18 protein-coding genes are annotated in these 23707 nt (G+C 66.4%); 3 read left to right on the forward strand and 15 right to left on the reverse strand.

The window, feature by feature from the left end; genetic code table 11:
* Position 1 precedes the first annotated feature (1 nt).
* Entirely contained in the window at positions 2-1480 is a 1479-nt protein-coding gene (pdxR, locus tag I4X03_RS00695) for a MocR-like pyridoxine biosynthesis transcription factor PdxR (protein WP_223464286.1), read from the reverse strand.
* 99 nt (positions 1481-1579) lie between these two features.
* On the opposite strand from pdxR, the gene I4X03_RS00700 reads away from it, so the two are divergent.
* Both I4X03_RS00700 and I4X03_RS00705 read left to right on the forward strand, forming a co-directional pair.
* Positions 1580-2041 carry an OsmC family protein gene (locus I4X03_RS00700; RefSeq protein ID WP_223464288.1) on the forward strand — a complete coding sequence of 154 codons (462 nt, stop codon included), beginning with the start codon at positions 1580-1582 and terminating at the stop codon, positions 2039-2041.
* 2 nt (positions 2042-2043) lie between these two features.
* On the forward strand, positions 2044-2592 hold the full coding sequence (locus I4X03_RS00705; RefSeq protein ID WP_223464290.1) for an FMN-binding negative transcriptional regulator: 549 nt from the start codon (positions 2044-2046) through the stop codon (positions 2590-2592).
* Here I4X03_RS00705 and I4X03_RS00710 read toward each other — a convergent pair.
* The 6 genes from I4X03_RS00710 to I4X03_RS00735 all read right to left on the reverse strand — a co-directional run bounded on the left by I4X03_RS00710 (position 2582) and on the right by I4X03_RS00735 (position 11374).
* Positions 2582-5419, reverse strand: a complete 2838-nt coding sequence (locus I4X03_RS00710) for a sensor domain-containing diguanylate cyclase (RefSeq protein WP_223464292.1) — start codon at positions 5417-5419, stop codon at positions 2582-2584. The genes I4X03_RS00705 and I4X03_RS00710 overlap by 11 nt on opposite strands.
* Positions 5420-5544: 125 nt before the next feature.
* Entirely contained in the window at positions 5545-7986 is a 2442-nt protein-coding gene (locus I4X03_RS00715; RefSeq protein ID WP_223464294.1) for a glycosyltransferase family 4 protein, read from the reverse strand.
* An 80-nt stretch (positions 7987-8066) separates the two neighbouring features.
* Positions 8067-9251, reverse strand: a complete 1185-nt coding sequence (locus I4X03_RS00720) for a thiolase family protein (RefSeq protein WP_223466151.1) — start codon at positions 9249-9251, stop codon at positions 8067-8069.
* 67 nt (positions 9252-9318) lie between these two features.
* Positions 9319-10338: a CapA family protein gene (locus I4X03_RS00725; protein ID WP_223464296.1), complete on the reverse strand. Its 1020-nt coding sequence runs from the start codon at positions 10336-10338 to the stop codon at positions 9319-9321.
* A gap of 89 nt (positions 10339-10427) precedes the next feature.
* The gene (locus tag I4X03_RS00730) at positions 10428-11114 is read right to left on the reverse strand and encodes a DUF4336 domain-containing protein (RefSeq protein WP_223464298.1); all 687 of its coding nucleotides are present in this window, start codon (positions 11112-11114) and stop codon (positions 10428-10430) included.
* A 59-nt stretch (positions 11115-11173) separates the two neighbouring features.
* Positions 11174-11374 carry a hypothetical protein gene (locus tag I4X03_RS00735; RefSeq protein ID WP_223464299.1) on the reverse strand — a complete coding sequence of 67 codons (201 nt, stop codon included), beginning with the start codon at positions 11372-11374 and terminating at the stop codon, positions 11174-11176.
* A gap of 124 nt (positions 11375-11498) precedes the next feature.
* On the opposite strand from I4X03_RS00735, the gene I4X03_RS00740 reads away from it, so the two are divergent.
* Positions 11499-12536, forward strand: a complete 1038-nt coding sequence (locus I4X03_RS00740; protein ID WP_223464300.1) for a WD40/YVTN/BNR-like repeat-containing protein — start codon at positions 11499-11501, stop codon at positions 12534-12536.
* On the opposite strand, the gene I4X03_RS00745 is transcribed toward I4X03_RS00740, so the two are convergent.
* The 8 genes from I4X03_RS00745 to I4X03_RS00780 all read right to left on the reverse strand — a co-directional run bounded on the left by I4X03_RS00745 (position 12533) and on the right by I4X03_RS00780 (position 23667).
* Positions 12533-13645, reverse strand: coding sequence for an HAF repeat-containing protein (locus tag I4X03_RS00745; RefSeq protein WP_223464301.1), 1113 nt, complete (start codon positions 13643-13645; stop codon positions 12533-12535). The genes I4X03_RS00740 and I4X03_RS00745 overlap by 4 nt on opposite strands.
* 105 nt (positions 13646-13750) lie before the next feature.
* The gene (locus I4X03_RS00750; RefSeq protein ID WP_223464302.1) at positions 13751-14809 is read right to left on the reverse strand and encodes an AI-2E family transporter; all 1059 of its coding nucleotides are present in this window, start codon (positions 14807-14809) and stop codon (positions 13751-13753) included.
* A 110-nt stretch (positions 14810-14919) separates the two neighbouring features.
* Complete coding sequence (locus I4X03_RS00755) at positions 14920-16194, reverse strand: sensor histidine kinase (protein ID WP_370660473.1); 1275 nt, start codon at positions 16192-16194, stop codon at positions 14920-14922.
* A complete protein-coding gene (locus I4X03_RS00760; RefSeq protein WP_223464303.1) occupies positions 16130-16843 on the reverse strand; it encodes a response regulator transcription factor in 714 nt (237 codons plus the stop codon). The genes I4X03_RS00755 and I4X03_RS00760 overlap by 65 nt, the downstream gene beginning before the upstream one ends.
* A gap of 61 nt (positions 16844-16904) precedes the next feature.
* Positions 16905-18779 carry an LTA synthase family protein gene (locus I4X03_RS00765; protein ID WP_223464304.1) on the reverse strand — a complete coding sequence of 625 codons (1875 nt, stop codon included), beginning with the start codon at positions 18777-18779 and terminating at the stop codon, positions 16905-16907.
* A 309-nt stretch (positions 18780-19088) separates the two neighbouring features.
* Positions 19089-19868, reverse strand: a complete 780-nt coding sequence (locus I4X03_RS00770) for an enoyl-CoA hydratase (protein ID WP_223464306.1) — start codon at positions 19866-19868, stop codon at positions 19089-19091.
* Positions 19869-20042: 174 nt separating this feature from the next.
* Complete coding sequence (locus I4X03_RS00775) at positions 20043-21239, reverse strand: acetyl-CoA C-acyltransferase (RefSeq protein ID WP_223464308.1); 1197 nt, start codon at positions 21237-21239, stop codon at positions 20043-20045.
* A 28-nt stretch (positions 21240-21267) separates the two neighbouring features.
* Entirely contained in the window at positions 21268-23667 is a 2400-nt protein-coding gene (locus tag I4X03_RS00780) for a 3-hydroxyacyl-CoA dehydrogenase/enoyl-CoA hydratase family protein (protein WP_223464310.1), read from the reverse strand.
* Positions 23668-23707: the final 40 nt, after the last annotated feature.

Consider the following 23707-nt stretch of genomic DNA (forward strand, 5'->3'; position numbering starts at 1 on the left):
ATCATCGCGCCTGGCGCAGCACCGAGGCCAGCACCGCGACGCCGTGCGTGATTTCGGCCGGAGGAATCGCCGAAAACCCGAGCAGCAGCCCCGGTGCGACAGCGCATGCCGGCGTGGCGACGCGGTTGGCGTAATACGACAGCGGGCGCAGCTCGATGCCTTTCGCGAGCGCTTCGCGCACCACGGCAGCTTCATCGCGCGCCTGGCGGAACTGCACGCACAGGTCGAGGCCCGCGTCGGAGGGGCCGCAAACAAGTTCGTCATCGAGCTCACGCGCGAGTGCCGACAGCAGTGCCGCGCGCCGCTCGGCATAGGCTTCACGGGTGCGCTTGATGTGCCGGCCAAAATGACCGGCCGCCATGAAGTCCGCCATCACCATCTGCGCCGCGATCGGACTGTGGCGGTCGACCACGGCCTTGGCGCGCGCCAGCGGCTCGGCCAGCGCCGCCGGCGCCACCACGTAACCGATGCGCAGGCCAGGAAACAGGACCTTCGACAGCGTGCCGACATAAATCGTGGTACCGGCGCGGTCGAGGCTTTGCAGAGACGCCAGCGGCGGACCGGTGTAACGGTATTCGCTGTCATAGTCATCCTCGACGATCCATGCCTTGTTGGCCTCGGCCCAGCGCAGCAGCGCGAGGCGGCGCTGCAGGCTCATGGTCACGCCCAGCGGCAACTGGTGCGACGGCGTCGCCAGCACCATCTTCGCATCCGGGTAGTGGCGCGCGGCGTAGCCGACATCCATGCCCTCGGCATCGACCGGCACCGTGCACACGCGCGCCGACGCGGCAAACAGCGGCGCGCTGGCGCCCTGGTAGCCGGGCGACTCGATCCACACGCCGTCGCCCGGAGCCAGCAGCAGCTGCGACAGCAGGAACAGGGCCTGCTGCGAACCTGAGGTGATCACGATCTGGTCCGGCGTGCAGTTGACGCCGCGCGCCGCGCGCAGGTACACGCACAGCAGCTCGCGCAGCGGCTGGTAGCCGGCCGGGTCGCTGTATCCGAGCTGGTAGTCGGGCCGGCGCCAGCGGCGCGCCTCGAGGCGGCTCCAGATATCGAACGGGAACAGGTCGATGCCCGGCATGCTGGCGCGGAAAGCGCGCAGCTTGCCCTCGTGGTAGCGCACCAGCGCCATCGCCCCCGCATAGTCCTCGCCGCGCGCCGACAGTGGCCGCAGCAGGCCGGCGTTCGACGGCGCGTTCACGCGCGCCGCAACCGGCAGGTGGACGCTGACAAAAGTGCCCTTCCCGACGCTGCCGCTCAGGTAGCCCTCGGCCATCAGCTGGTCGTAAGCGTTGAGGACCGTCTGGCGCGAGACGCCAAGCAGCCGGCAGAACGCGCGCGTCGGCGGCAGCTGCATGCCGGGGCCGAGCGACCCGCGCAAGATCGCCTCGCGCACCTGCCCGTACAGCTGGCGGAACAGCGGCTCCGCCGACTCGCGGTCCAGGGGCAGCGCCGCGAGAACATCCGAAATATGCATGGTGGATTGGTATTTCAATATTCGAGGTTATTGGTCATTCAAGAAAGCCAAGTTAAGCGCTACGATAGCTCAACTTTTCAACCAATGCAGGAGCGAAGCATGAAGCAGTTCGAGGCAAAGCTGGCATGGCAGCGCGGTGCGCAGTCGTTCGCCGACCAGCGCTACAGCCGCGCGCACGAATGGATGTTCGACGGCGGCCTGCGCGTGCCGGCGTCGTCGTCGCCGCTGTCGGTGCCGCTGCCGATGTCCGACCCGGCCGCCATCGACCCGGAAGAAGCGCTGGTGGCGGCCGCCTCGAGCTGCCACATGCTGTTTTTCCTGTCGCTGGCGGCGCAGCGCGGCTTCGTGGTCGACGATTACCGCGACCACGCGGTCGGCACCATGGAAAAAAACGCTGAAGGCCAGATCGCCATGACCAGGATCGCGCTGCGCCCGGCCATCACGTTCTCGCTGACGCCGCCCACCGCCGCCGAACTGGCCGCGCTGCATCATGCCGCGCATGCGAAATGCTACATCGCCAATTCGATCAAGGCCGACGTCGTCGTCGAAGCGGCGCCCTGACGATGTACATCCCGGCAAAATACGCGGAGACGCGCACCGAAGTGCTGCACGGCCTGATCGCCAGCCACCCGCTGGGGATGCTGGTGACGCATGGCCCGGACGGGCTGTCGGCCGACCACATTCCGTTCGAGGTGTCGGCGCCGGCCATCGATGCGCCGCTGGGCATCCTGCGCGCGCACGTGGCGCGCGCCAATCCAGTGTGGCAGCGCGATGGCGCCGGCGTCATGGCGGTGTTCCAGGGCGAGCAGCGGTATGTGTCGCCGTCGGAGTTTGAAGAGAAGGCGATCAGCGGCAAGGTTGTGCCGACCTGGGATTACGCCGTCGTGCATGTGCATGGCAGCTTGCGCACGGTGGACGATCCGGCATGGCTGGCGGCGCTGCTGGAGCGCCTGACCAATCGCCATGAAGCCGCACAGGCGCCGCCCTGGGCGGTCAGCGACGCGCCGCGCGCCTACATCGACAAGCTGATGGCGGCCATCGTCGGCATCGAGATCCGCATCGACCGCATCGAAGGCAAGTGGAAGGCCAGGCCGCCGCGCGCTACGGCTTGAGCTCGGATGGCATCACCAGGCGGCGCTTCTTCGGGCCCGCGCTCACCAGCGGGCTTTCCAGGTTCGTCACCAGCTTGACTTCGCCATCGGCCAGCACGTCGTCGAAGTGGTGGATCAGGCGCTGGAACAGGCCATCGGGATGCGTCTCGGGCGTGCTGTAGATCGCGGCCCAGGCATTGCGGCCCGAGCGCTTGGCAAGGTACAGGCCCTGGTCGGCCAGCTCGACCACCTCGGACCATGACAGCAGCCCTGGCTGCGCCTGCACGAACGGGAAGCAGGCAAAGCCGATCGAGCAGGTCTTCTTCAGGCGCGAGCCATCCGGCAGCTCGAAGTCGCGGTTGGCTACCGCGCTGCGCACGCGCTCGGCCACCAGGTGGGCGTCGTCGCGGTAGGTGGCGCGCGCCAGCACCAGGAACTCTTCGCCGCCCCAGCGGATCACGTAGTCCGATTCACGGAACACTTCGCGCAGGCGTTCCTGCATTTGCACCAGGACCGCATCGCCGCTGGCGTGGCCGTGCTGGTCGTTCACTTCCTTGAAATGATCGATGTCGACCATGAAGAACACCAGGTCGCGCGGCGGCGTATCGCGGTCGGCCGTGTTCGGGCGCTTGGTCTCGTCGTAGCTGCGCATGCTCAGGCCGACGTCGGCGTCGACATGCTGCAGGAAGAAGCGTCGATTGCGCAGGCCGGTCAGCTGGTCGGTCAGGCTGACGTCTTCCAGCGCCTTGTACGCTTCCTCGAGCTCGAGGTTCTTTTCGACCAGCTGCGCCTGGGTCGTGCGCAGCGCCTTCAGGGTCGCCGCCACCTGGCGGTAGGCGTCGGCGTTGTCGAGCGCGATCGCGCCGTAGGCGCACAGGGTGCGGAAGATCAGCCGTTCGCGTTCGCCGTAGGCGCGCGGCGCCAGCGACTGGACCGTCATCACGCCCAGCACGCGCTCGCCGATCAGCAGCGGCGCAAACAGCAGGCTCAGCGTCTGCAGCGTGCCCGGGATCAGGTTCGGGGTGCTGTCGGTGGCGTCGATTTCAACCAGGATTTCGCGCCGCTCGCGCACGCAGCGAACCGAATTGGCGTGGGTATCGGACAGCGCCAGATGGGTCGACGGCAGCGTGCGGCCCGCTTCGATGCCGAACGCGCAGCGCAGCGAGCGGCCATCCGGCTCGATCATGAAGATCGAAAAGTGGGTCGCGTCGAGCAGGCCGTGGACGTGGCGGTCGAGCGCGCGAAATACCGCGGCGGCGTCGAGGTGGGTGGTGATTTCCTGCCCGATCGCCGACAGGTGTTCGAGGGTGGCGCTGGTTTGCAGCAGTACCTCGGCGCGCTGCGCTTCGGCGGCGGCCAGCTCGCGATGATGCTCGCCTTCGGTTTCGGCGCGCTCGGTCTGGTACTGCACCTGCATCGCGATGGCGCGGTTGGTCGCTTCCTGGCTGTGGGTCTGGTCGCGCGCGGCGCTGGCCTGCAGGGCCACCGCATAAGCCTGGCTGTAGTCGCCGATGCCGGCATACTCGCGCGCCACCGCGTCGAGCAATTCACCCGGCACGGCATAGCCCTCGATGCTTGAAGCCACGTCGAGCGCCTGCTGCAGGTAATGCAGCGCGCAACTCGGCGAGGTCGCCGACGCAGGCGCGGGCACCGCGTGGCGCGTGTGGATCGCCGCCAGGACCCGCAGCGCCGAAATCTGGTTGCTGGCGTCGCCGTACTCGCGTGCCAGCGCCAGCGCCGCTTGCGCCACCGCGAGCGCTTCTTGCGGACGGTTCAGGTGCGACAGCGCGTGCGCCTGGCCGCGCCGCGCGCCGCTGCGGAAATCGGCCTGGCGCAGCGCATCGCCGCGCGCTTCGAGCTGGCGGAAGCTTGCCAGTGCCGCTTCGTAGTCGCCGACATCGAGCGCCAGGTCGCCCTGGTATTCAAGCGTGATGGCGTAGGCGCGCGAGTGCGGCAGCGGCGCCAGGGTCGCCAGCGCCTCGGCCAGCAGTTCGCGGGCGGCGTCGCGCTGTCCCAGCTGGCGCAGCGTCTCGGCGCTTTGCATCAGGCCCAGGCCGATGCACATCGGCCAGCCGGTCGGGCGTGCGAGGTCGAGCCCGCGCTGCATCCATTCAAGCGCCGCGTGGTGCGCGTTCAGGCCGGTGAAGGCGTTGCCGATGTTGGTGGCGATGCTGGTGGCGCGGCGCAGCTGGCCGGTTTCCATCGCCGCCTGGTAGGACCTGGTCAGCAAGCTGACCGCGCGCCCGTAGTCGCTGGCGTGGAAGGCGGCGATGCCGCGGAAGTCATTGATCCACCCGCTCGCTGCCGGATGCAACCCGTCAGCATCGGGGTCGAAGCGTTTGCCCCAGCGCGCCATGGCCTGGTGAAGGTCGCAGAACACCGCGAACAGCGCGGCGGCGGCATGGAACACATCGGCGCGCAAGGCGTCGCCAGCGTCGGCGGCGTCGAGCGCTCCGGCGGCCAGTGCGACGTCGCAGGCTTCGGAATCGCCGCGGTCCGATTCGATCCATGCGCTGAGCCAGCGCGCATCGGCGCGGCCGGCCGCGTCGCCAAGGCCGTCGAACAGCGCGAACGCCTGGTCGGCCAGTACACGGGCGCCATCGAGGTCGCCGGTGAGCCAGCGCGACTCGCCTTCCACCAGCATGAAGCGCGCCCGGGCGCCGCGCCGCGCCGCGTCGGGCAGCATGTCGAGCAGCGGGGAGACTTCGCTGGCCAGCGCGGCGGCGCGCTGCGGGTCGCGCTGGCGCTGGTGCCACGCCAGCCGGATCGCCAGCTGCACGCGCGCAGCCCCGCGCACGGAAGGCAGCTCTGCCTCCCATTGCAGGAGTTCCCGGTCCAACGCAAACATGTCTACCACGTAAGTCCCTCAATCACCGTTTTGGCTGCGGCAAAACATATGATTATTTCACGAACTGGCGATTAACAAAAGACAACTTTTCATTCAGAAAGAATAATTTTCTGAAATGGCAATGTTTACGCTCTGAGAAGTCCAGGATACCAGCGTGCAATCGCTTTCAGGCGGTCGGCGACCAGCTTTCCGACCGCATCGGGATGCAGCTGGCGGCGGACGTCGCGGGCGGCGCGCTCGCCGATCGCGGCGCGCAGGCCGGCGTCGTCGAACAGCCGGCGCAGGCAAGCGGCGGCATGGCCGACATCGGCTTCGGCCCACAGCGGGCCGGCCGGATAGGCGCCGACGTCCTCGCGCAGCGGCGCCAGCGTGTAGTGGACCGGCATGGAATTTTCGGCATTCATGAAGTCCATGTTGGCCGACCAGCCCGTTGCCACCACCGGCTTACCGAGGTACATCATCTCGGCGGGCGCCAGCCCGAAGCCTTCGGCGCGGTGCAGCGAGATCAGCACGTCGCAGCACGATTGCAGGTCCCACACTTGCTGCCGGGTCAGGAATTGATCGATGACCACCGTGCCCGGCAGGTCGGCCAGGCTGGCGCGCAGCTCGGCCTGCGCTTCCGGATGGTGCTCGCCATTGATCGTCTTGACCACCAGCGCGCAGTCGCTGCGTCCAGCCATCGCCTTGCGGAAGGCGGCAATCGCCGCCTGCGGGTTCTTGCGCTGCTGGTAGGAGTGGAAGTCGTACATGACCAGCGCCAGCAATTTGTCGTCAGGCAGGCCGAAGGCGCTGCGGTTGACGCCCGGGGTCGGCGCGAACTGCAGCGCGTGCGGGATCACCACCACCGGCAGCGGCGATACCGCGGCCACCGCGTCGCGCACGAAATTCGATGGCACCCAGATTTCGTCGAGCATGCTGAAAGCGCCCAGGTGGGCGTCCGGCAGCTGCGGCTGCTCCCAGTGCCAGAAGCCGATGCGGTAGTTCGCCACCAGGCCCTTCGCCTTCAGGTGCACCACGGTGCGCGGCGTCTGGTCGGCGTTCACGTACAGCAAATCGATGTCGAAGCGCCGTGCGCTGGCGTTGGCCAGCGCCTGCGTATCGCGCTGCAGGTTGGCGCTCTGGTAGCCGACGTCGGTCACCGAATACGGCACGCCGGCCGCAGTGCAGGCGCGCGCCAGCGACCGCGCGGCCTCGCCCAGCCCCAGCTCGGCGGCGATGTAGCCAACCAGGTTGATGCCGGGCGCGGCGGCCGGCGCCGCCACCGGCTCGCCGACGCGCGCGCGGCCCGGCTGGCCGGCCGGGGCCGCCGCCGGGCCAGTTGCCGGGGCCTCGCCGGCTGCGGCCAGCCGCATCCCGGCCACCGGCCACATGAGCAGGCGCCACTGCCAGCCCGGCTCGCGCCGGCTTTCGGCCGAACGGCCGACGCCGATGGCGGTGCGCACGTATCCCGGCAACGTGGTGCAGCGGTGCGAAAAGTCCCTCAGCGCGCCGGGGTCGGCCGGCCGGCTGAGGAAATACTTGTAGATGCCCGACAGCCGCGCCGGCCCGGTCACCGCGCCGCTACGGGTCAGGCCCGGATGATCGAACGGGCGCCCCGCGGCGATCTGGCGCAGCTTGGCATCGACGCGGTAGGCGGTACGCAACGAGGCCGGGATGGGAGAGCCGTCGCGGAACTTTGCGTACCCATAGGGCAGCTTGCGGTAGCTGTCCTGGCCGTTGCCGACCACGCGCTGGCAGTACGCGACGACCAGGCCGCGCACGACCGGCCCGACGCTGTCGAGATTGTGGCGGTCCTGGTGCTTAGACAGGTTCTGCGGATTTTGCGGATCGATGCCGCTGTAATGGAAGAACACCAGCGGCTCGCCGTTGACCAGCACGCCGCTATCGCCTTCAGTGACATTGCGCTGCGCCAGGTTCCAGTACGCCACGTTGTAGCCCGGGTGGCGCAAGATGCGCACGTTGTCGAACATGCCCGGCACCAGGTCGATCCAGCTCTGGTCGACAAACACGCCGTTGGGCATGTCGACGACGCAATCGCGCGCCAGCTTGCCCTGCCACCAGCGCAGGAAGGCGCGCGTTTCGAGCCGCTCGGCAATCGCGCAAAAACCCAGGTTGTAGGTGCCGGCCATGCGGATCGAGGCCTCGGTCGGGCTGCGGTCGTCGTCGTACGGCGCCAGCATGTGCGGCGTCAGGACAATGCTCGCGCCGCTGGACAGGTGGGCCATCACGTCCTCGAGGGGACGGTACAGGTAGATGTCCGGATCGATGTACATCACCTCGCTGTGGCCACGGTCGAGCAGGTGCTCCAATGCCCATGGCTTGACCGCGGTATTGAGTTCCAGGATGGTGTACTGGAAATAGAAATCATCGCCGAACGGCAGCCCCAGCTGCGGCAGCGAAATCGCCTCGAACTCGCCGGCAAGCGCGGTGGCCGGCGCCGTGTCGGCATCGACGATCACGCAGTAGCGCTCGGCATCGGGATGCTGCAGCGCCACGCTTTGCATCAGCGTGCGGGCATAGTGAAGGTAATTGTTCGAAACGATCGTGACGACGGCTGTTTTTTTCATTGAGCGGGCAGGTGAAGTAAGTTCCGAGCGACACTCTACAATAGATTTGCCCGGAACCCAGCCCAGCTGCCGCCACTCGCCTAGATGCGCTCCAGCGCCAGCGCGATGCCCTGCCCGCCGCCAATGCACAGCGTGACGATGCCGCGCCTGACTCCATCGCGCTGCATCGAATGCATCAGCCGGGTGGCGAGCACCGCGCCGGTGGCGCCGATCGGATGGCCGTGCGCCACCGCGCCGCCATCGACATTGACGATCTCTTCGGAAAAGCCCAGTTCGCGCATGCAGACCAGCGCGATGGCCGCGAACGCTTCATTGATTTCGACCCGGTCGACGCTGCCCAGCGCCCAGTCGGCGCGCAACAGCGCCTGCCGGACGGCGGGCACCGGGCCCAGCCCGAACATGCCCGGCTCGACCGCCGCGATGCCAAAGCCGGCCAGGCGCGCCATCGGTGCCACGCCATGGCTCTCGGCCCATCCGCGCCGCGCCACCAGCACCGCGGCGGCGCCCGAGTTCAGCCCGGGCGCATTGCCGGCCGTGATGGTGCCATCCTTGCTGAAGGCGGGCTTGAGCCTGGCGAGCATGTCGGCGGTCGTGTCGGGACGGTTCTGCTCATCGCGCGCGACGGTGGCCGGGCCCTTGCGGGCACCCACTTCCAGCGCCACCATCTCGGCGTCGAACTTGCCCGCCTGTTGCGCCTCGGCGAAACGCTGCTGCGAGCGCAGCGCCCAGCGGTCTTGCTCTTCGCGCGAGATGCCGCGCTGTTTCGCCAGCTCGTCGGTATGCCAGCCGGCGTGGCGGCCGCTGAATGCGTCGTGCAGGCCGTCGCGCAGCATCGCGTCGCACAACGTAACGTCGCCCATGCGGGCGCCCCAGCGGCCTTCGGGAAGCAGGTAGGGCGCGCGGTCCATGTTTTCCATGCCGCCGGCCAGCGCGCAGTCGATCAGGCCGGCGCGGATGTCGGTGGCGGCACTGGCGATGGCCTGGGCGCCCGAGCCGCATACGCGGTTGACGGTCAGCGCCGGCACCTCGACCGGAATGCCGGCGGCAATCGCCGCCTGCCGCGCCGGGTTCATGCCGTTGCCGGCCTGGATGACGTTGCCCATCACCACAGACTGCGCCAGGCCAGGCGCCAGGCCGCTGCGGCGCAGCACTTCGCGCAGCGCGGCGGCGCCGAGCGCGGGCGCGGGCGTGTCCTTCAGGATGCCGCCGTAGGCGCCGATGGGCGTGCGCACGGCACTGCACAAAACGATCTCGACCGGGTTCATTTCGATCACCTTCCTTTGCGTGAGGCGTTCAGGTTAGGCCTGGCGTCCATGTCTGGTTTGAGGCCGCTCAAACTGGCGCCGCAGCAGAAGCCGCGGTTGACGCGACTCCCGCGGCCGCGTCGATCCACAGCTGCTCCTGAAAGCGGTTGACCTGCGTTCCCATGGCATCGCACAAGCCCGTGATGCGCCTGGCGATGTAGTCGTACTGCGCCCCCGTGGCCGGCCGCGCCTGGCAATCGGCGATCAGCACGGGATGCAGCAACACCTTCCGCAGCGCATTGCCCTCGATGTCCAGTTCGAACAGCAGCTGGTGGTCGTTGCGCAGCACCGGATCGACCAGGTAGTCATCGACCAGGTCGCCGGCGGCGTACAGGATCGGGCAGCCCCGGTACAGCTCGACGCCATGGAACACGTGCGGGCTGTGGCCGAACAAGATCTTCCAGCCCATCTCGATGGCCGCGTGGGCGATGCGCCGAAACAGCGGCGACGGTTCCTGCGCCAGGTTCGGCCCCCAGTGCAGCGACAGGATCGGCCAGTCCACCCCGGCTTGCCGGACCGGCACCAGCGCCGTCTCGATCAGGTCAAGTGCTTCGCGCTCGTCGGCGAAATCGATATGCGCCATGCCGGGCCGGTTTGGCGCGGCGCCGAAATCGGCCTGGTGGTCGCACATGGCGACCATGGCGAAGCGGGTGCCGTTGCGCTCGGCCAGCGCGGGCGCCAGCGCGTGGCCAAGGTGCTCCCCGGCCCCGGCGTTGCCGATGCCGTGGGCGTGCAGGTGCCAGAGCGTATCGGCCAGGCCGTTGAAATCGTAGTCGAGGATGTGGTTGTTGGCCAGGCTGACCAGGTCGATGCCGGCGTCGGACAGGGTGGTGGCCGCCGCCGCCGGCGCGCCGAAATAGAAGGCCTTGGGCTCGCCCGTCCAGTGCCGGACCGACTCGGTGATCGCGCATTCGAGGTTGACGATCGCCAGCTCGGCATCGCGCAGCTGGCGCGCGACGCCGCGCAGCGGATACTGCGGGCCAAAGCGCCTGATCCACGCCGATACGGTGCGGCCAAGCATGACATCGCCGCCGAATACCACACGCATAGCCATTGCTCCGAAGATCCGCGGTGGCTACTCCAGTACCGGCCGCCGCTTCAATCCGGGTTTGACGCCGATCGGGCCTGCGAGTTCGCTCAGTACTTCTCGGTAAAGCAGGCGAACGCCCGTGCCACCTGCGCGTGCGCGCCGCTATCGACGATGGCGTCGTGGGCGACGATGACGCGGTCGAACGGCCACGCCAGGATCTTGCGGGCGCTGCCAGCGAAGGCGGCGGGATCGCGCACGCCGGCGCGGATGGTGCGTGGCACGCCGAGCCTGGCGCGCACGCCGGTGACGCCCGCGTACAGTTTCGCAGGCAGGTTCAGGTCGCCCGTCCACCACTGGCACAGGTCGGTCATGATGACGGTGCGCGAGGCCTTGTGATAGAACACCGTCTCATTGGCAAAGGGGAAGCCCTCGGCGAACACCAGGTCAAGGTCTGCCGCCCACGCGGGCGGCACGGTATCGGTCAGCGTCTGCAGGTTGCGCAGGCCCGGACGCTTGTTCGCCAGCCCGCGCGCACCGTACAGCACCGCGTTCGGAAACGCCTTGGCGGCGTCGCCGGCAAACAGGTGGTGCACCTTGTTGGGCGCGACGATGAAGGCGACCTCGCCCAGCGCGGCCAGTTGTTCGCGCAGCGGCGCGCTCATCGGTACAGGAGAATGCAGCCACAGGCGCCCGTCCGCGAAGCGCACCACCGTCATGCGCGCGGAAATGCCGATACCCAGCGTGGAGAACGTGTGCTGGACATGCCAGAGGTTGGGGGCGATCTGTTGTAGCAAGGCAGGCTCCTGTTGAGGTCAAGAACGCCGATACTACCCCGAATATGTAAACACGGAAACTATCTGCCTTGTTCGGGCAGCGCCCCGGTCCGGTTCATGTCGCGCCGCCGCGTGGTGGTGAGCACCCGCACCGACACATCCATCGGCACGCCGCGCGCGAGCAGGTACTGGGCCGCATCCTGCGTCGTCGAGCAACGCTGGATAAGCAGTCCCCTCTCCACTTTGAGGGCGGTGTGCCGGTCTTTGCGAACTTGTCTCATGCAGCCTCCAGCCTGCAATATACCTGAGACATCGATGCCAGGCCCACGCAAGGCGACCATGCAGGCTGGACTTTGAGCAAGATTTCCAAGGTATGATTGCCTGAACCAGACAAAGGAATCCATGATGTTGCGTCCATCCCTGCTCCCGCTGTACCTGTTAGCGCTGCCCGCCTTCGCCCAGCAGCCGTGGACGCCGGTCCCGAGCGGCACGACTGCCGAGCTGCGCGGCCTGTCGGTGGTCACCCGTGCGCTTGCCTGGGCCAGCGGCGCCAGGGGCACCGTGCTGCGCACCAGCGATGGCGCACGGTGGCAGGCGATCAGCGTGCCGGGCGCGGAGAAACTCGACTTCCGCGACATCCACGCGGTCGACGCCAACACCGCCCTGGTGATGAGTGCCGGTCCGGGCGATGCCTCGCGCATCCTGCGCACGATTGATGGCGGCGACAGCTGGCGCGAGGTGGCGCTGAACCGCTACAAGGAAGGCTTCTGGGATTCGATGGCGTTCTGGGACGCCAGCAACGGCATCGTGTTTGGCGACCCGGTCGACGGCAAGTTCCAGGTGTATGTGACGGCGGACGGCGGCGCCACCTGGCGCGAGCTCAAGGCGGCCGGCCTGGAGGCGCAACCCGACGAAGGCGCGTTCGCCGCCAGCGGCACCGCGCTGACGGTGCACGGATCGCACGACGTCTGGATCGCCACCGGCGGCGCGCGAACCGCGCGCGTGCTGCGCTCAAGCGACCGCGGCATGACCTGGCGGGCGGCGAGCCTGCCGATACCAGCTGCCGCGCCGGGCAAAGGCATCTTCTCGGTCGGCTTCTTTAACGCGCAGCATGGCATGGCGGTCGGCGGCGACTACAAACAGCCCCTGCTCGAAGGCATCAATGGCGCACGCACCAGCGACGGCGGCGCCAGCTGGCAGCCGGTGACGGTGCTGCCGACCGGCTACATGTCGGTTGTCGTTCCGGTAGCGGGCACAACGCGCGCCCTGGTGGCCGGCGGGCTGGCCGGTTCCGGCTACTCGGTGGACGGCGGCCGGAGCTGGAAGGTCCTCGACCGCACGCCGGTCAACACCGTTGGTTTCGCCAGCCCCGGCATCGGCTGGGCGGTCGGGCCCAAGGGGCTGCTGATGCAATATGCCGGACCTGCGCTGGAGGATCGCTAAACCATCGCCACGTTGTTGATGTCGATGCCGCGAAAGCGCTGTCGGTAGAGCACCAGCACGCCGGCCGCGAGCAGCGCAATGAGCACGCCGAGCAAGAATTTCGTGCCGCCCCGGTCGGCCACCGGGATCGCCGTCGAACGCATCGTGGCGGCCTCCAGCTTGCGCGTGTAGGTCGCACCGATGACCTGTTCGACGTCATTGATGCTGTGGATTAAATGCAGCCCCTTGCCGCCGCGGTGCACGGTCATCACGCCATCGCGCCAGACGAAGGAGCGGCGCTCGTCACCGATCAGCACGGTGCCGACGACGTGGCCGGCGCTATTGATGTCCGTCGCGTAGCTGGCGCCGTAGCCGATCAGTGCGCCGAGGTCGACCATCCGGGTGCCGTCGTGCAGGAAGGCGCTCCAGCGGCGCGCGCTGGTTTCGGAGGCGCCCACCACCACGCCCGCGTCATTGATCGCCGTGGCCGAGCTGGAGCGCCCTCCCAGCGTGCCGAGATCGACCATGCCGCGGTCGGCATCCCAGACGAACGCCCGGCGATAGTTGCTCGACAGTGCAGAGGTGCCTGCCACCTGCCCTGCGTTGTTCACGCCCGCGGCATAACTGATCTTTCCGCCAAGGGTGCCAAGATCGATCAATGCGCTGCCGGTGTAGAGGAAGGCGCGGTAATCGCCATCGAGATTGTCGGCGTAGCCGGCGACATGGCCAGCGTCGTTGATGGCCGTGCCAAAGCTGCCGGGCCCGCCCAAGGTGCCGATGTCGCGCATGCCGCCCGGGCGGTCGTAGATGAAGGCGCGCCAGCGGCCGTCCTTGGCCTGGGCCGCGCCTGCCACCTGGCCGGCCCGGTTGATCGCGCGTGCTTCGCTGTACTCGCCGCCAAGCGTGCCCATGTTGGTGATCGCGCCGTTTTCAAACAGGACCGCGCGCCGCCGGCCGTCCTCCTCCTCGATCACCGCGGCGACCTGGCCGCGCGCATTGACGTCGTAGGCGATGGTGGCGTCGCCGGCGGGAATGCCAAGCGGCCTGGTAATCGTGGCGGTGGTGACAGCGCCAGCCTGGCTAGCGGCCAGCAGCACGGCAAACAGGCAACCCTTCAGCACGCGGGACATAGGCGAATCCTTTCGGAGAGGTGTTCAAGATGTGCTGTAAATATACGCCACATGTGCCGAAAGACCTACCGATACCGGCCCCGCTGTCCGGATTCGGACAGGGCCTTATTCCGGGTGGAACTCCTCCGCCGACGCGAACAGATCCCAGGTCGCGATGAACAGCGCCGCGATCACCGGGCCGATCACGAACCCGTTCAGGCCGAACAGCGCCATCCCGCCCAGGGTCGACAGCAGCACCACGTAGTCGGGCATCTTGGTGTCCTTGCCGACAAGGATAGGCCGCAGGATGTTGTCGACCAGGCCGATCACCAGCACGCCGAAAGCGATCAGCACGACGCCCTTCCAGATCACGCCCATCACCAGGAAATAGATCGCCACGGGCGCCCACACCAGCGCCGCGCCGACGGCCGGCAGCAGCGACAGGAAAGCCATCAGCACGCCCCACAGCAGCGGCGCCTCGACGCCGAGGAACCACAGGATGAGGCCGCCCAGCGCACCCTGCGCCGCGGCCACCAGCACATTGCCTTTGACGGTGGCGCGGATCACGGTGGTGAAGTTGGCAAACAGGCGCTGCTTGTACTTGCGGCTCATCGGCACGGCCTGGCGGATACGCCCGGCCAGGCTCTGGCCGTCGCGCAGCAGGAAAAACAGCAGGTACAGCATGACGGTCAGGCTGACCAGGAAGTCGAAGGTATTGCGTCCGATGCTGATGGCGTGCGAGGCGATCAGCTGGCTGACCTGCGACGCGCCTTCGGTGAGCCGCTGCTGCAACGCGGCCAGGTCGGTCAGTTCGAAGCGTTCCAGCAGGTTGATCAGCCACTGCGGCAGCGCCTGGATGATTTTCTGGAAGGTGGCGGCAAGGTCGAGCCGCGCCGGACTGAGCAGCTCATAGGCGCGTGTGGCCTGGTCGATCAGCGAGACACCGATCAGCGACAGCGGCAAGATCACCATGACCAGGATCGACAGCAGGGTAATCAGGGCGGCGGCATTGGGCTTCTGGCGCGTGCCCTTGAGCAGGCGGCGGTATAGCGGCGCAAACAGAATCGCAAACACCACGCCCCAGAACACCGCGCCGAAGAACGGCCACAGGATCCAGCCGAAGCCGATGGTGACGATCGCCAGGAGCAGGAGGAAGGTTTTTTGCTGGAGCGTGTATTGGGTCATGGCATCTGTTTGATAAATTAGCAACTCATCATAAACGATCCAGCACCGTTCTCGCGAATCGACGGGCGCCACCGGCGCAGGCGCCTGACCGGTTGCGTGCTTGGCCTGGACTACCCGGCCGGGAAGCTCAAGGTGAAGCGGCTGCCGCCGCCGGCGCACGGTTGGTAGGCAAAGCCGCCTCCCAGGAAATCACAGATGCGCCGGGCCAGCGCGAGGCCCAGGCCAGTCCCGCCCGAGCCGCTTGACGGCGCCCCGCCGCTGCCCAGGGTCGCCACCACCGCGGCCGGCAAGCCAGGCCCGGTGTCCTCGACAATGATCCGGCCCGGCAGCAGGCGCACGACGATGCTGCCGTGTTCAGTATATTGGCAGGCGTTGCGCACCAGGTTGCCGATCGCCGCTGCGCACAATTCGCGCGGCGCGCGAACGGCCAGTTCCGGGCCGCCCAGATAGCTGAGCGTGACCGGCTTGGCGCCGACCAGCAGCCGGTATTTCTCGACCTCCTCCGCGGCCACGGCGCCGATCTCGACTGGCGGTAGCGAGCTGAGGACGGGAGCGCGTGCCAGCAGCAGCAGCACGGTGACCGATTCGGCCGCTTCCTGCGCCGCCCGGTAGATGCGCTCGGCCGGGGCGCGCGCAGCCGGTGCCGCGCCATCTTGCATCAGGATCTCGGCGGCGCCCATGATCACGGTGAGGGGGCTGCGCAGCTCATGGCTGACGTCGCCGGTAAAGTGGCGTTCGCGGTCGAGGAAGGTGCGCAGTTCGGCCGTATGGCTTTCGAGCGCGCGCGCCAGTACGCCCAGTTCATCCTTGCGCCCGGTCAGCGCCGGCGGGACACCGTCGCTGCGCACCGCCTGCGCCAGCGCGCTGATCGGGGTGACGACGCGCTTGCCCAGGAACCCGCCGAGCAGGGAGGCCAGCAGCAAGAAGCCGGCGAACACCGCGCCGAACATCGAGTACACCACGCGCTCGATCTTGTCGTAGTCGCTCTCATGGTCGACCAGCACCCAGCTGCCGCGCGCGTCGCGCCCAGCCAGCACATGCAGGCGCGTGGCGCCGACGTCGACCTTGTGCACGCCAGCCGGGAGGCCGCGCACGGCGGCTGGAATTGCCTCGTTGCGGTGGAAGCGTAGCCCGGCCGGCATGTCGACCTCGAGGCCGGCCGCGTGGCGCGGCGCGGCCCAGGCGACGGCGGCTTCCAGGCGCTTGTCGACCAACTGCACCTCGATGCCCTCCACCGCGATCGCCGCGATGATCGCAAAGAAGGCCGAGGCGCCAAGTCCGAACAGGACGAATGCGACGACGATGCGCCGCTTGAGGGAATCAGCGGGACGCATCACGCTGCGCGATGCCGCCGGGATCGGGCTGGACCAGCTTGTAGCCGACACCGGCGACCGTGTGCAGCATCGGCGCGGCGAACGGCTTGTCGATCGCCTGGCGCAACGCATGGATGTGCGTGCGCAGGGCATCGCTGTCGGGACGGTCCTCGCCCCACACGGCTTGTTCGAGCGTCTCGCGGGTGACGATGCGGGGCGCACTGGCCAGCAGGCAGCGCAGCAGCGTATAACCGGTCTTGGTCAACTGCACCGGAATCCCGGCACGCCAGGCTTCCTGCGTTTCAGGGTCATAACTTAGCTCGCCCAGGCGCATGGTCGGGTGCACCGCATGGGCGGACGCGGCGCGCCGGACCAGCGCCTTCAGGCGCACTTCCAGTTCCACCAGCGAAAAGGGTTTGACAAGGTAGTCGTCGGCGCCGCTATCGAAGCCGGCTACCTTGTCGGGAAGGCTGTCGCGCGCGGTCAGCATCAGGACCGGGGTCGTCTTGCCGAGCTCGGTGCGAAGCTTTTGGCACAGCTCCAGGCCGTTCAAACCGGGCAACATGACGTCGAGGATGATGACGTCATAGTCATGTTCGGACGCGAGTGCAAGCCCGCCGTAACCGTTACGGGCGGAGTCGAGCAGGTGGCCCTTCGGCTCGAAGAAACCGTAGAGATTCGCCAGGATGTCGGGGTGGTCTTCAACGATGAGAATGCGCATTCGCCTATTCTAGAGCAACGCCCGGTCTGTCGACAAAATCCACTGCAGGTCAAGCCGGCATTTAGTTCCCCAGCCGGTACCGCTGCTCCCGGTACAGCAGCGACGGCAACATGACATGGGCCATCGCACGCCGGACAAGCCGCGGGTCGGGCTCGGTCGCGTCGAGCGTCAATTGTCCGGTGTCCGCCTGATAGCGCCCCGACAAGGGCGCCAGTCCGGGCTGCAAGATGGTGGCGGAAGCATCTTCGATCCAGGCAAAGTTGTTATCGAACTGCAGCATCGCACGGCCCGGCGACGTGCTGTCGCGCACCAGGTCGCGCCCGATCATCGGGTGCTGGCTGGAGACGCCCATCAGGGAAAGCAAGGTCGGGCCAAGGTCGATCTGGCTGGCAACCGTCTGAATGAGCCGCGGCGTGATGTCGGCGCCGAGAATCAAGCCCGGAATATGAAACTTCTTGATCGGCACCAGGCTGTCTCCGTACACGCGGCTGTCGTGGTCGGCCACAATCAGGAACACGGTATCGCGCCAGTACTCCTGTTGCTTCGCTGAACGAATAAAATTACCCAGCGCATAATCCGCATACTTGACGGCGTTGTTGACGCTCTGCTTGACAGGATCGTGCAGCGCAATCTTCCCGTCCGGGAATTCAAAAGGCGTGTGGTTGGACGAAGTGAAGATCAGGCTGAAGAACGGCTTGTTCTGCGCATGCAGGTGGCTCAGCCGCTGCAGTGCCGCATCGAACAGGTCTTCGTCGGAAGCTCCCCAACTGCCCACAAAGCGCGGCTGCATGCTTTTCCGGTCCACGACATGCTGAAAGCCGTTGCCGGTGAAAAAAGAGCGCATGTTATCGAAATGTGCTTCGCCGCCGTACACGAATTCCGTCTGATAGCCCTGCTTGCCCAGGCCGAGTGCCAGCGTGTAGAAGTTGTGCTGCGCGAGCGAGAGTTTGACCACGCTGCGCGCCGGGGTCGGAGGATAGCCGGCCACCACAGCCTCGATGCCGCGCACCGAGCGCGTGCCGGTTGCATAGAGTTGCTCGAACCACCAGCCTTCATGCTTGAGCTTTTCCAGCTCGGGCGTGACGGCCAGCCCTCCCAGTGACTGCACGAAGGTCGCGCCCAGGCTTTCTTCCAGCACGATGACCAGGTTGAGGGGCCGCTCGCGGGTGATCGCCGCTTGCTGGAAATGCAGGGTCGGCAGTTCCGCCACGGGAAAGCGGTAGTCGCGCAGCCAAGGCGCGGCAGACACTTCCGCCAATATGTCCTCCCGGGCCATCGCGCCGTAGATTTCCGAAGAAGTCGCTTCCTTGCGCAGCGAATTGACCGCATCAAGAACCGACCAGGCCGAATTGATGACGAGCGAATTCACCAGCGCATCGCCACTGAGCGCGAACAGCGCGGTGTTGGCTGGCCGGTGCGCGGTGGTCGAGCGGATTTGCATCAGCACCATCAGCATCAGGACAGGCCAGGTCAGGAGCAGCTTCTTCACCGGCCAGGTCGCCATCTGCGGGGACAGCCGCTTGAGCGCGCGGTGCAAGGCCAGGGCAAGCACGGCGGTACCGAAAATCGTTGCGACCAGGGCCAGCCGGTAACCGTGCCATAGCGTCCCAAACACTTCGGCGGGGTAGGCGAGGTATTCGATGAACAGCCGGTTCGGCCGAGAATCGTATTGCAGGATGAACTGAGGCGAAGCCAGTTCCAGGAATCCGATGAACACCAGCGCGCCGGTGGTCCACCACCGCGTCATTGCGCTCCACAGCTGCGCGCTGCGCCTGTGTGCGAGAAATGGCGCAAGGACCAGCGGGATGACGATGAAGTAGCCGAGCAAAATCAGGTCGGCGCGGATGCCCTGCACGAATATGTCGCCCATGATGCCGGCGGCCAGGACCCGGTCATGCTGCCAGACGACAAGAGCAACACGGGAGATGGACAGCATGAGCAGTCCAAAAACCAGCAGCAGAACCAGGTTGAAATACGGGCCTGGCCGAGTCCACCCAACTGCGTGAAGCTGCATCGAGGGCAACTCGCCTCTTGCTGTGCAAGCGTTGCTGTGATTCATGTCGTCGAGGTGCCTTGAGCGGTGACGGCGCCAACTGACGCGTCGAACAGGCGGACATTAACAAAACGCGCATTGCGGCCCTGTTAAGGTGACGTTAAGTTTGCGTTAAATATCCCTCTCCGCACGTCAAGGCATGCCTTGGTGAGCCAGCCGAGCGCTCACCAACCTGACGATCGCTATCCCGGTTTAAGCGAACTTCGAGAAATCCGGCTTGCGCTTTTCCATGAACGCGGTCATCGCTTCCTTGGCCTCAGGCGCCAGCAGCATCGCGGCGAACAGCTTGTTCTCGGCGTCCATCGCGTCGTTGATGGCCGGCGTGCGGGCACGCTTCATCAGCGCCTTGGTAGCGCGCACCGATGCAGCAGGCAGCGCGGCCAGCTTGGCGGCCTGGCCTTCGGCAAAGGCGCGCAGGTCGGCCAGCGGAACAACCTTCGACACCAGTCCCATGTCCAGCGCTTCCTGCGCCAGGAACGCTTCGCCGAGCAGCAGCTTTTCGGCGGCGCGCGGATAGCCGGCCAGCTGCGGCAGCAGCAGGCTCGATGCGAATTCGGGGCACAGGCCAAGCTGCGAGAACGGCATCGAGAACTTGGCGTTGTCGGCCGCGTAGACCAGGTCGCAGTGCATCAGCATCGTGGTGCCGATACCAACCGCCGCGCCGGACACCGCTGCCACCACTGGCTTGGTGCTGCCGGACAGCGCGCGCATGAACTGGAATACCGGACGCGCTTCGGCAGGCACGCCTTCAACCGGCCTGGAATTCTGCAGGAAGTCGGGCAGGTCGTTACCGGCCGTGAAAATTTCCGGCTTGCCGACCAGGAGGATCGCGCGCACGGCGCTGTCGGATTCCGCTTCGTTGATCGCGTCGGCCATGGCCTGGTACATCACCGCGGTAATCGCGTTCTTGCGCTCCGGGCGGTTGAATTCGATGGTCAGGATGCCGTTGGCTTTGCTGGTGAGGATGTCCATGTGTCTCTTGTCCCTTTGTAAGCCCGTCGTTCCCGCGCAGGCGGGAACCTATGCCTAGCGTCTCTATTCGCGGTCTATGGATTCCCGCTTGCGCGGGAACGACGGTGGTGGTGAGAAAAAGGGCGCCGGGTAATCTACCGCAGCGCCCTTCTCGACTTCAATCTTAAACGGCGATTAAACCCGTTCGATGATACCTGCCGCGCCCATGCCGGCGCCGACGCACATCGTCACCATGCCGTACTTCAGGTTGTTGCGGCGCAGTGCGTGTACGACGGTCGCGGCGCGGATCGCACCGGTTGCGCCCAGCGGATGGCCCAGCGCAATCGCGCCGCCCATCGGGTTGACCTTCGACGTATCCAGGCCCAGGTCGCGGATCACCGCCAGCGCCTGCGCTGCGAACGCTTCGTTCAGCTCGATCCAGTCCAGCTGGTCTTGGGTGATGCCGGCGTTGGCCAGCGCCGCGGGAATCGCGAACTTCGGGCCGATGCCCATGATTTCAGGCGGCACGCCGCGCACCGCGAACGACGAGAACTTCGCCAGCGGGGTCAGGTTGTGCTCGCGCAGGATCCTCTCGCTGACGACGATCAGCGCACCGGCGCCGTCCGACATCTGCGACGAGGTCGCGGCGGTCACCGTACCCTTGGCCGCGAACACCGGCTTCAGCTTGCCCATCGATTCCATGCTGGCGTCCGAACGCGGACCTTCGTCCAGGTCGACGGTGCGCTTGCCGATCCTGATCTCGCCGCTGGACAGGTCCGGCGTGCGGGTGATGATCTCCACCGGGGTGATCTCGTCCTTGAAATGGCCAGCCTGCTGCGCGGCGATGGCGCGGCGGTGCGATTCCAGGCCGAATGCGTCCTGGTCTTCGCGCGACACTTTCCACTGCTGCGCCACTTTTTCAGCGGTCAGGCCCATGCCGTACGCGAGGCCGACGTTTTCGTCCTTGAAGGTCTCCATGTTGATCGACGGGTGGTGGCCCATCATCGGCACCATCGACATCGATTCGACGCCGCCGGCGATCATCACCTCGGCTTCGCCAGTACGGATGCTGTTCGCCGCCATCGCCAGCGCGGTGATGCCCGATGCGCAGTAGCGGTTGACGGTGACGCCGCCCACGGTGTTCGGCAGGCCTGCCAGGATGACCGCGTTACGCGCCACGTTGAAGCCCTGCTCCGCTTCCGGGAACGAGCAGCCGATGATCGCGTCGACGATCAAGGCCGGGTCGAGGTTCGGTACGGCCGCCATCGCGCCGCGGATCGCGTGCACCAGCAGGTCGTCCGGGCGGGTCTTGTTGAACATGCCGCGCGGCGCCTTGCCAATCGGGGTACGGGTCGCGGCGACAATGTATGCGTCTTGAAGTTGTTTGCTCATGATTTTCGTCCTTAGTATTCTGCGGCGATCAGTTGCGGACCGGTTTGCCAGTCTGAAGCATGCCCATAATCCGTTCCTGCGATTTCGGGTTGTTCAGCAGTTCAAGGAATGCCTTGCGCTCCATGTCGAGCAGCCACTGCTCGCTGACCATGCTGCCCTGGTCGATGTCGCCGCCGCTGACGATTTCGGCGATCATGTCGGCCAGCTTGAAGTCGTGCGCCGAGATGAAGCCGCCGTCGCGCATGTTCACCAGCTGGCCGCGGATCGTCGCCCAGCCGTAGCGGCCGGTGACCGGCACCATGCGCTGGATCGGCGCGCGGTAGCCTGCCTCGAACATCGAGCGCGCGGTGACCTTCGCCACGTGAAGCAGTTCGTACGGGTTGAAGACGATGATGTCGTCGTCCTTCAGGTAGCCCATCGCTTTGGCTTCCAGCGCCGACTTCGACACATTGGCCATCGCCGCGTTGGTGAAGCTGTTCTTCAGGAATTGCAGGATGTCGTTGCCCTTGGCATCACGCGCTGCGCGCACTGCCGCTTCTTTCAGGCCGCCGCCGGCAGGAATCAGGCCGACGCCCACTTCCACCAGGCCGATGTACGATTCGATCGACGCCACGCGCTTGGACGCATGCAGCATCATTTCGCAGCCGCCGCCCAGCGCCAGGCCAGCTACCGCCGCCACCACAGGGACGTTCGAGTACTTCAGCTTCATGAAGGCGTTCTGCAGTTCGGCCACGATCGGGTCGAGTGCTTTTGCGCCGCCTTGCATGAACAGCGGGAGCGATTCCTGCAGGTCGGCGCCTGCCGAGAATGCGCCGCCGTCGGCTGCATCGGTGTTCCAGATGACCAGGCCCTTGTAGCCTTTTTCAGCTTCTTCCAGGCCGCGCTGCAGGCCCTTGATGACGCCGCCGCCGATGACGTGCATCTTGGTCTTGAGCGACAGGACCAGCACTTCGTCGCCCGAGTGCCACAGGCGCACGGATTCGTCTTCGAACACGGTGGTGCCCGCGGTCTTGGCATCAAGACCGCCGGTGCCGACCACTGGTGCGCGGAATTCCTGGCGCTTGTAGACGTCCAGCGTCGAACGCGGCACGTAACTGTTCGATTTGGCCGAGTACGAGCCTTCAGCGGTGTGTACGCCCTTCTCGGCTACCTGGCCTTCGAACACCCATGCTGGCAGCGGTGCGTTGGTCAGCGCCTTGCCTTCTTCGATGTCCTGCTTGACCCACTCAGCGATCTGGGTCCAGCCTGCGGCCTGCCACGTTTCGAACGGGCCGACGCTCCAGCCGAAGCCCCAGCGCATCGCGAAGTCGATGTCGCGCGCGTTGTCGGCGATGGTGTCGAGGTGGTAAGCAATGTAGTGGAAAGCGTCGCGGAAGATCGCCCACAGGAACTGGCCTTGCGGGTTGGTCGATTCGCGCAGCGCCTTGAACTTCTTGACCGGGTCTTTCTCTTTCAGGATGCGGGCGATGATGTCCGCTGCCTTGCCGCCGCCGGCGACGTATTCGCCGGTAGCGAAGTCGAGGCGCTGGATGTCCTTGCCGACCTTCTTGTAGAACCCTGCTCCGGTCTTCTGGCCCAGCGCGCCCTTTTCGACCAGCTTGGCCAGTACGTCAGGGGTTTTGTACAGCGCGAAGAACGGGTCGTCGGCCAGGTTGTCCTGCATCGTCTTGATCACATGGCCCATCGTGTCCAGGCCGACCACGTCCGCGGTGCGGAAGGTGCCGGACTTGGCGCGGCCAAGCTTGGCGCCGGTCAGGTCGTCGACCACGTCCACCGACAGGCCGAACTTCTCGGCTTCGTGGATGGTGGCCAGCATGCCGAAGATGCCGACACGGTTGGCGATGAAGTTCGGCGTGTCCTTGGCGCGCACGACGCCCTTGCCGAGCACCGACGTCAGGAAGGTCTCGAGCTGGTCGAGGATTTCAGGACGGGTCGCTTCGGTCGGGATCAGTTCAACCAGGTGCATGTAGCGCGGCGGGTTGAAGAAGTGAACGCCGCAGAAGCGTTCCTTCAGGCCGGCGTCGAAGCCTTCGGCCAGCTTGTTGATCGACAGGCCAGAAGTGTTCGACGCGAAGATCGCGTTGGCGCCGATGTGCGGAGCGACCTTCTTGTACAGGTCGTGCTTCCAGTCCATGCGCTCGGCGATCGCTTCGATGATCAGGTCGCAGTCGGCCAGCTGGTCGAGATTGTCTTCGTAGTTGGCGACCTGGATCAGCGCTGCGTCTTCCTTGTCGCCGAACGGCGCCGGCGACAGCTTCTTCAGGTTCTCGATCGCGCGCAGCACGATGCCGTTCTTCGGGGTGCCTTCCTTGCCTGGCAGGTCGAACAGGACGACCGGTACTTTCGCATTCACGCAGTGGGCGGCGATCTGCGCACCCATCACGCCGGCGCCAAGCACGGCTACTTTTTTAACGGTGAAATTAGTCATCATATATTCCTAAGTGGAGCCGTCGTTCCCGCGAAAGCGG

Source organism: Massilia soli, from assembly GCF_016809835.1.
GTDB lineage: Bacteria > Pseudomonadota > Gammaproteobacteria > Burkholderiales > Burkholderiaceae_D > Telluria_A > Telluria_A soli.

What these genes read in the sequence shown, in the direction of transcription:
- I4X03_RS00775 (WP_223464308.1), bottom strand. Translation starts at nt 21,239, where the DNA reads ATGAGCAAACAACTTCAAGACGCATACATTGTCGCCGCGACCCGTACC.
- I4X03_RS00770 (WP_223464306.1), bottom strand. Translation starts at nt 19,868, where the DNA reads ATGGACATCCTCACCAGCAAAGCCAACGGCATCCTGACCATCGAATTC.
- I4X03_RS00750 (WP_223464302.1), bottom strand. Translation starts at nt 14,809, where the DNA reads ATGACCCAATACACGCTCCAGCAAAAAACCTTCCTCCTGCTCCTGGCG.
- I4X03_RS00705 (WP_223464290.1), top strand. Translation starts at nt 2,044, where the DNA reads ATGTACATCCCGGCAAAATACGCGGAGACGCGCACCGAAGTGCTGCAC.
- I4X03_RS00765 (WP_223464304.1), bottom strand. Translation starts at nt 18,779, where the DNA reads ATGCTGTCCATCTCCCGTGTTGCTCTTGTCGTCTGGCAGCATGACCGG.
- I4X03_RS00780 (WP_223464310.1), bottom strand. Translation starts at nt 23,667, where the DNA reads ATGACTAATTTCACCGTTAAAAAAGTAGCCGTGCTTGGCGCCGGCGTG.
- pdxR (WP_223464286.1), bottom strand. Translation starts at nt 1,480, where the DNA reads ATGCATATTTCGGATGTTCTCGCGGCGCTGCCCCTGGACCGCGAGTCG.
- I4X03_RS00700 (WP_223464288.1), top strand. Translation starts at nt 1,580, where the DNA reads ATGAAGCAGTTCGAGGCAAAGCTGGCATGGCAGCGCGGTGCGCAGTCG.
- I4X03_RS00760 (WP_223464303.1), bottom strand. Translation starts at nt 16,843, where the DNA reads ATGCGCATTCTCATCGTTGAAGACCACCCCGACATCCTGGCGAATCTC.
- I4X03_RS00715 (WP_223464294.1), bottom strand. Translation starts at nt 7,986, where the DNA reads ATGAAAAAAACAGCCGTCGTCACGATCGTTTCGAACAATTACCTTCAC.
- I4X03_RS00745 (WP_223464301.1), bottom strand. Translation starts at nt 13,645, where the DNA reads ATGTCCCGCGTGCTGAAGGGTTGCCTGTTTGCCGTGCTGCTGGCCGCT.
- I4X03_RS00720 (WP_223466151.1), bottom strand. Translation starts at nt 9,251, where the DNA reads ATGAACCCGGTCGAGATCGTTTTGTGCAGTGCCGTGCGCACGCCCATC.
- I4X03_RS00710 (WP_223464292.1), bottom strand. Translation starts at nt 5,419, where the DNA reads ATGTTTGCGTTGGACCGGGAACTCCTGCAATGGGAGGCAGAGCTGCCT.
- I4X03_RS00740 (WP_223464300.1), top strand. Translation starts at nt 11,499, where the DNA reads ATGTTGCGTCCATCCCTGCTCCCGCTGTACCTGTTAGCGCTGCCCGCC.
- I4X03_RS00735 (WP_223464299.1), bottom strand. Translation starts at nt 11,374, where the DNA reads ATGAGACAAGTTCGCAAAGACCGGCACACCGCCCTCAAAGTGGAGAGG.
- I4X03_RS00725 (WP_223464296.1), bottom strand. Translation starts at nt 10,338, where the DNA reads ATGCGTGTGGTATTCGGCGGCGATGTCATGCTTGGCCGCACCGTATCG.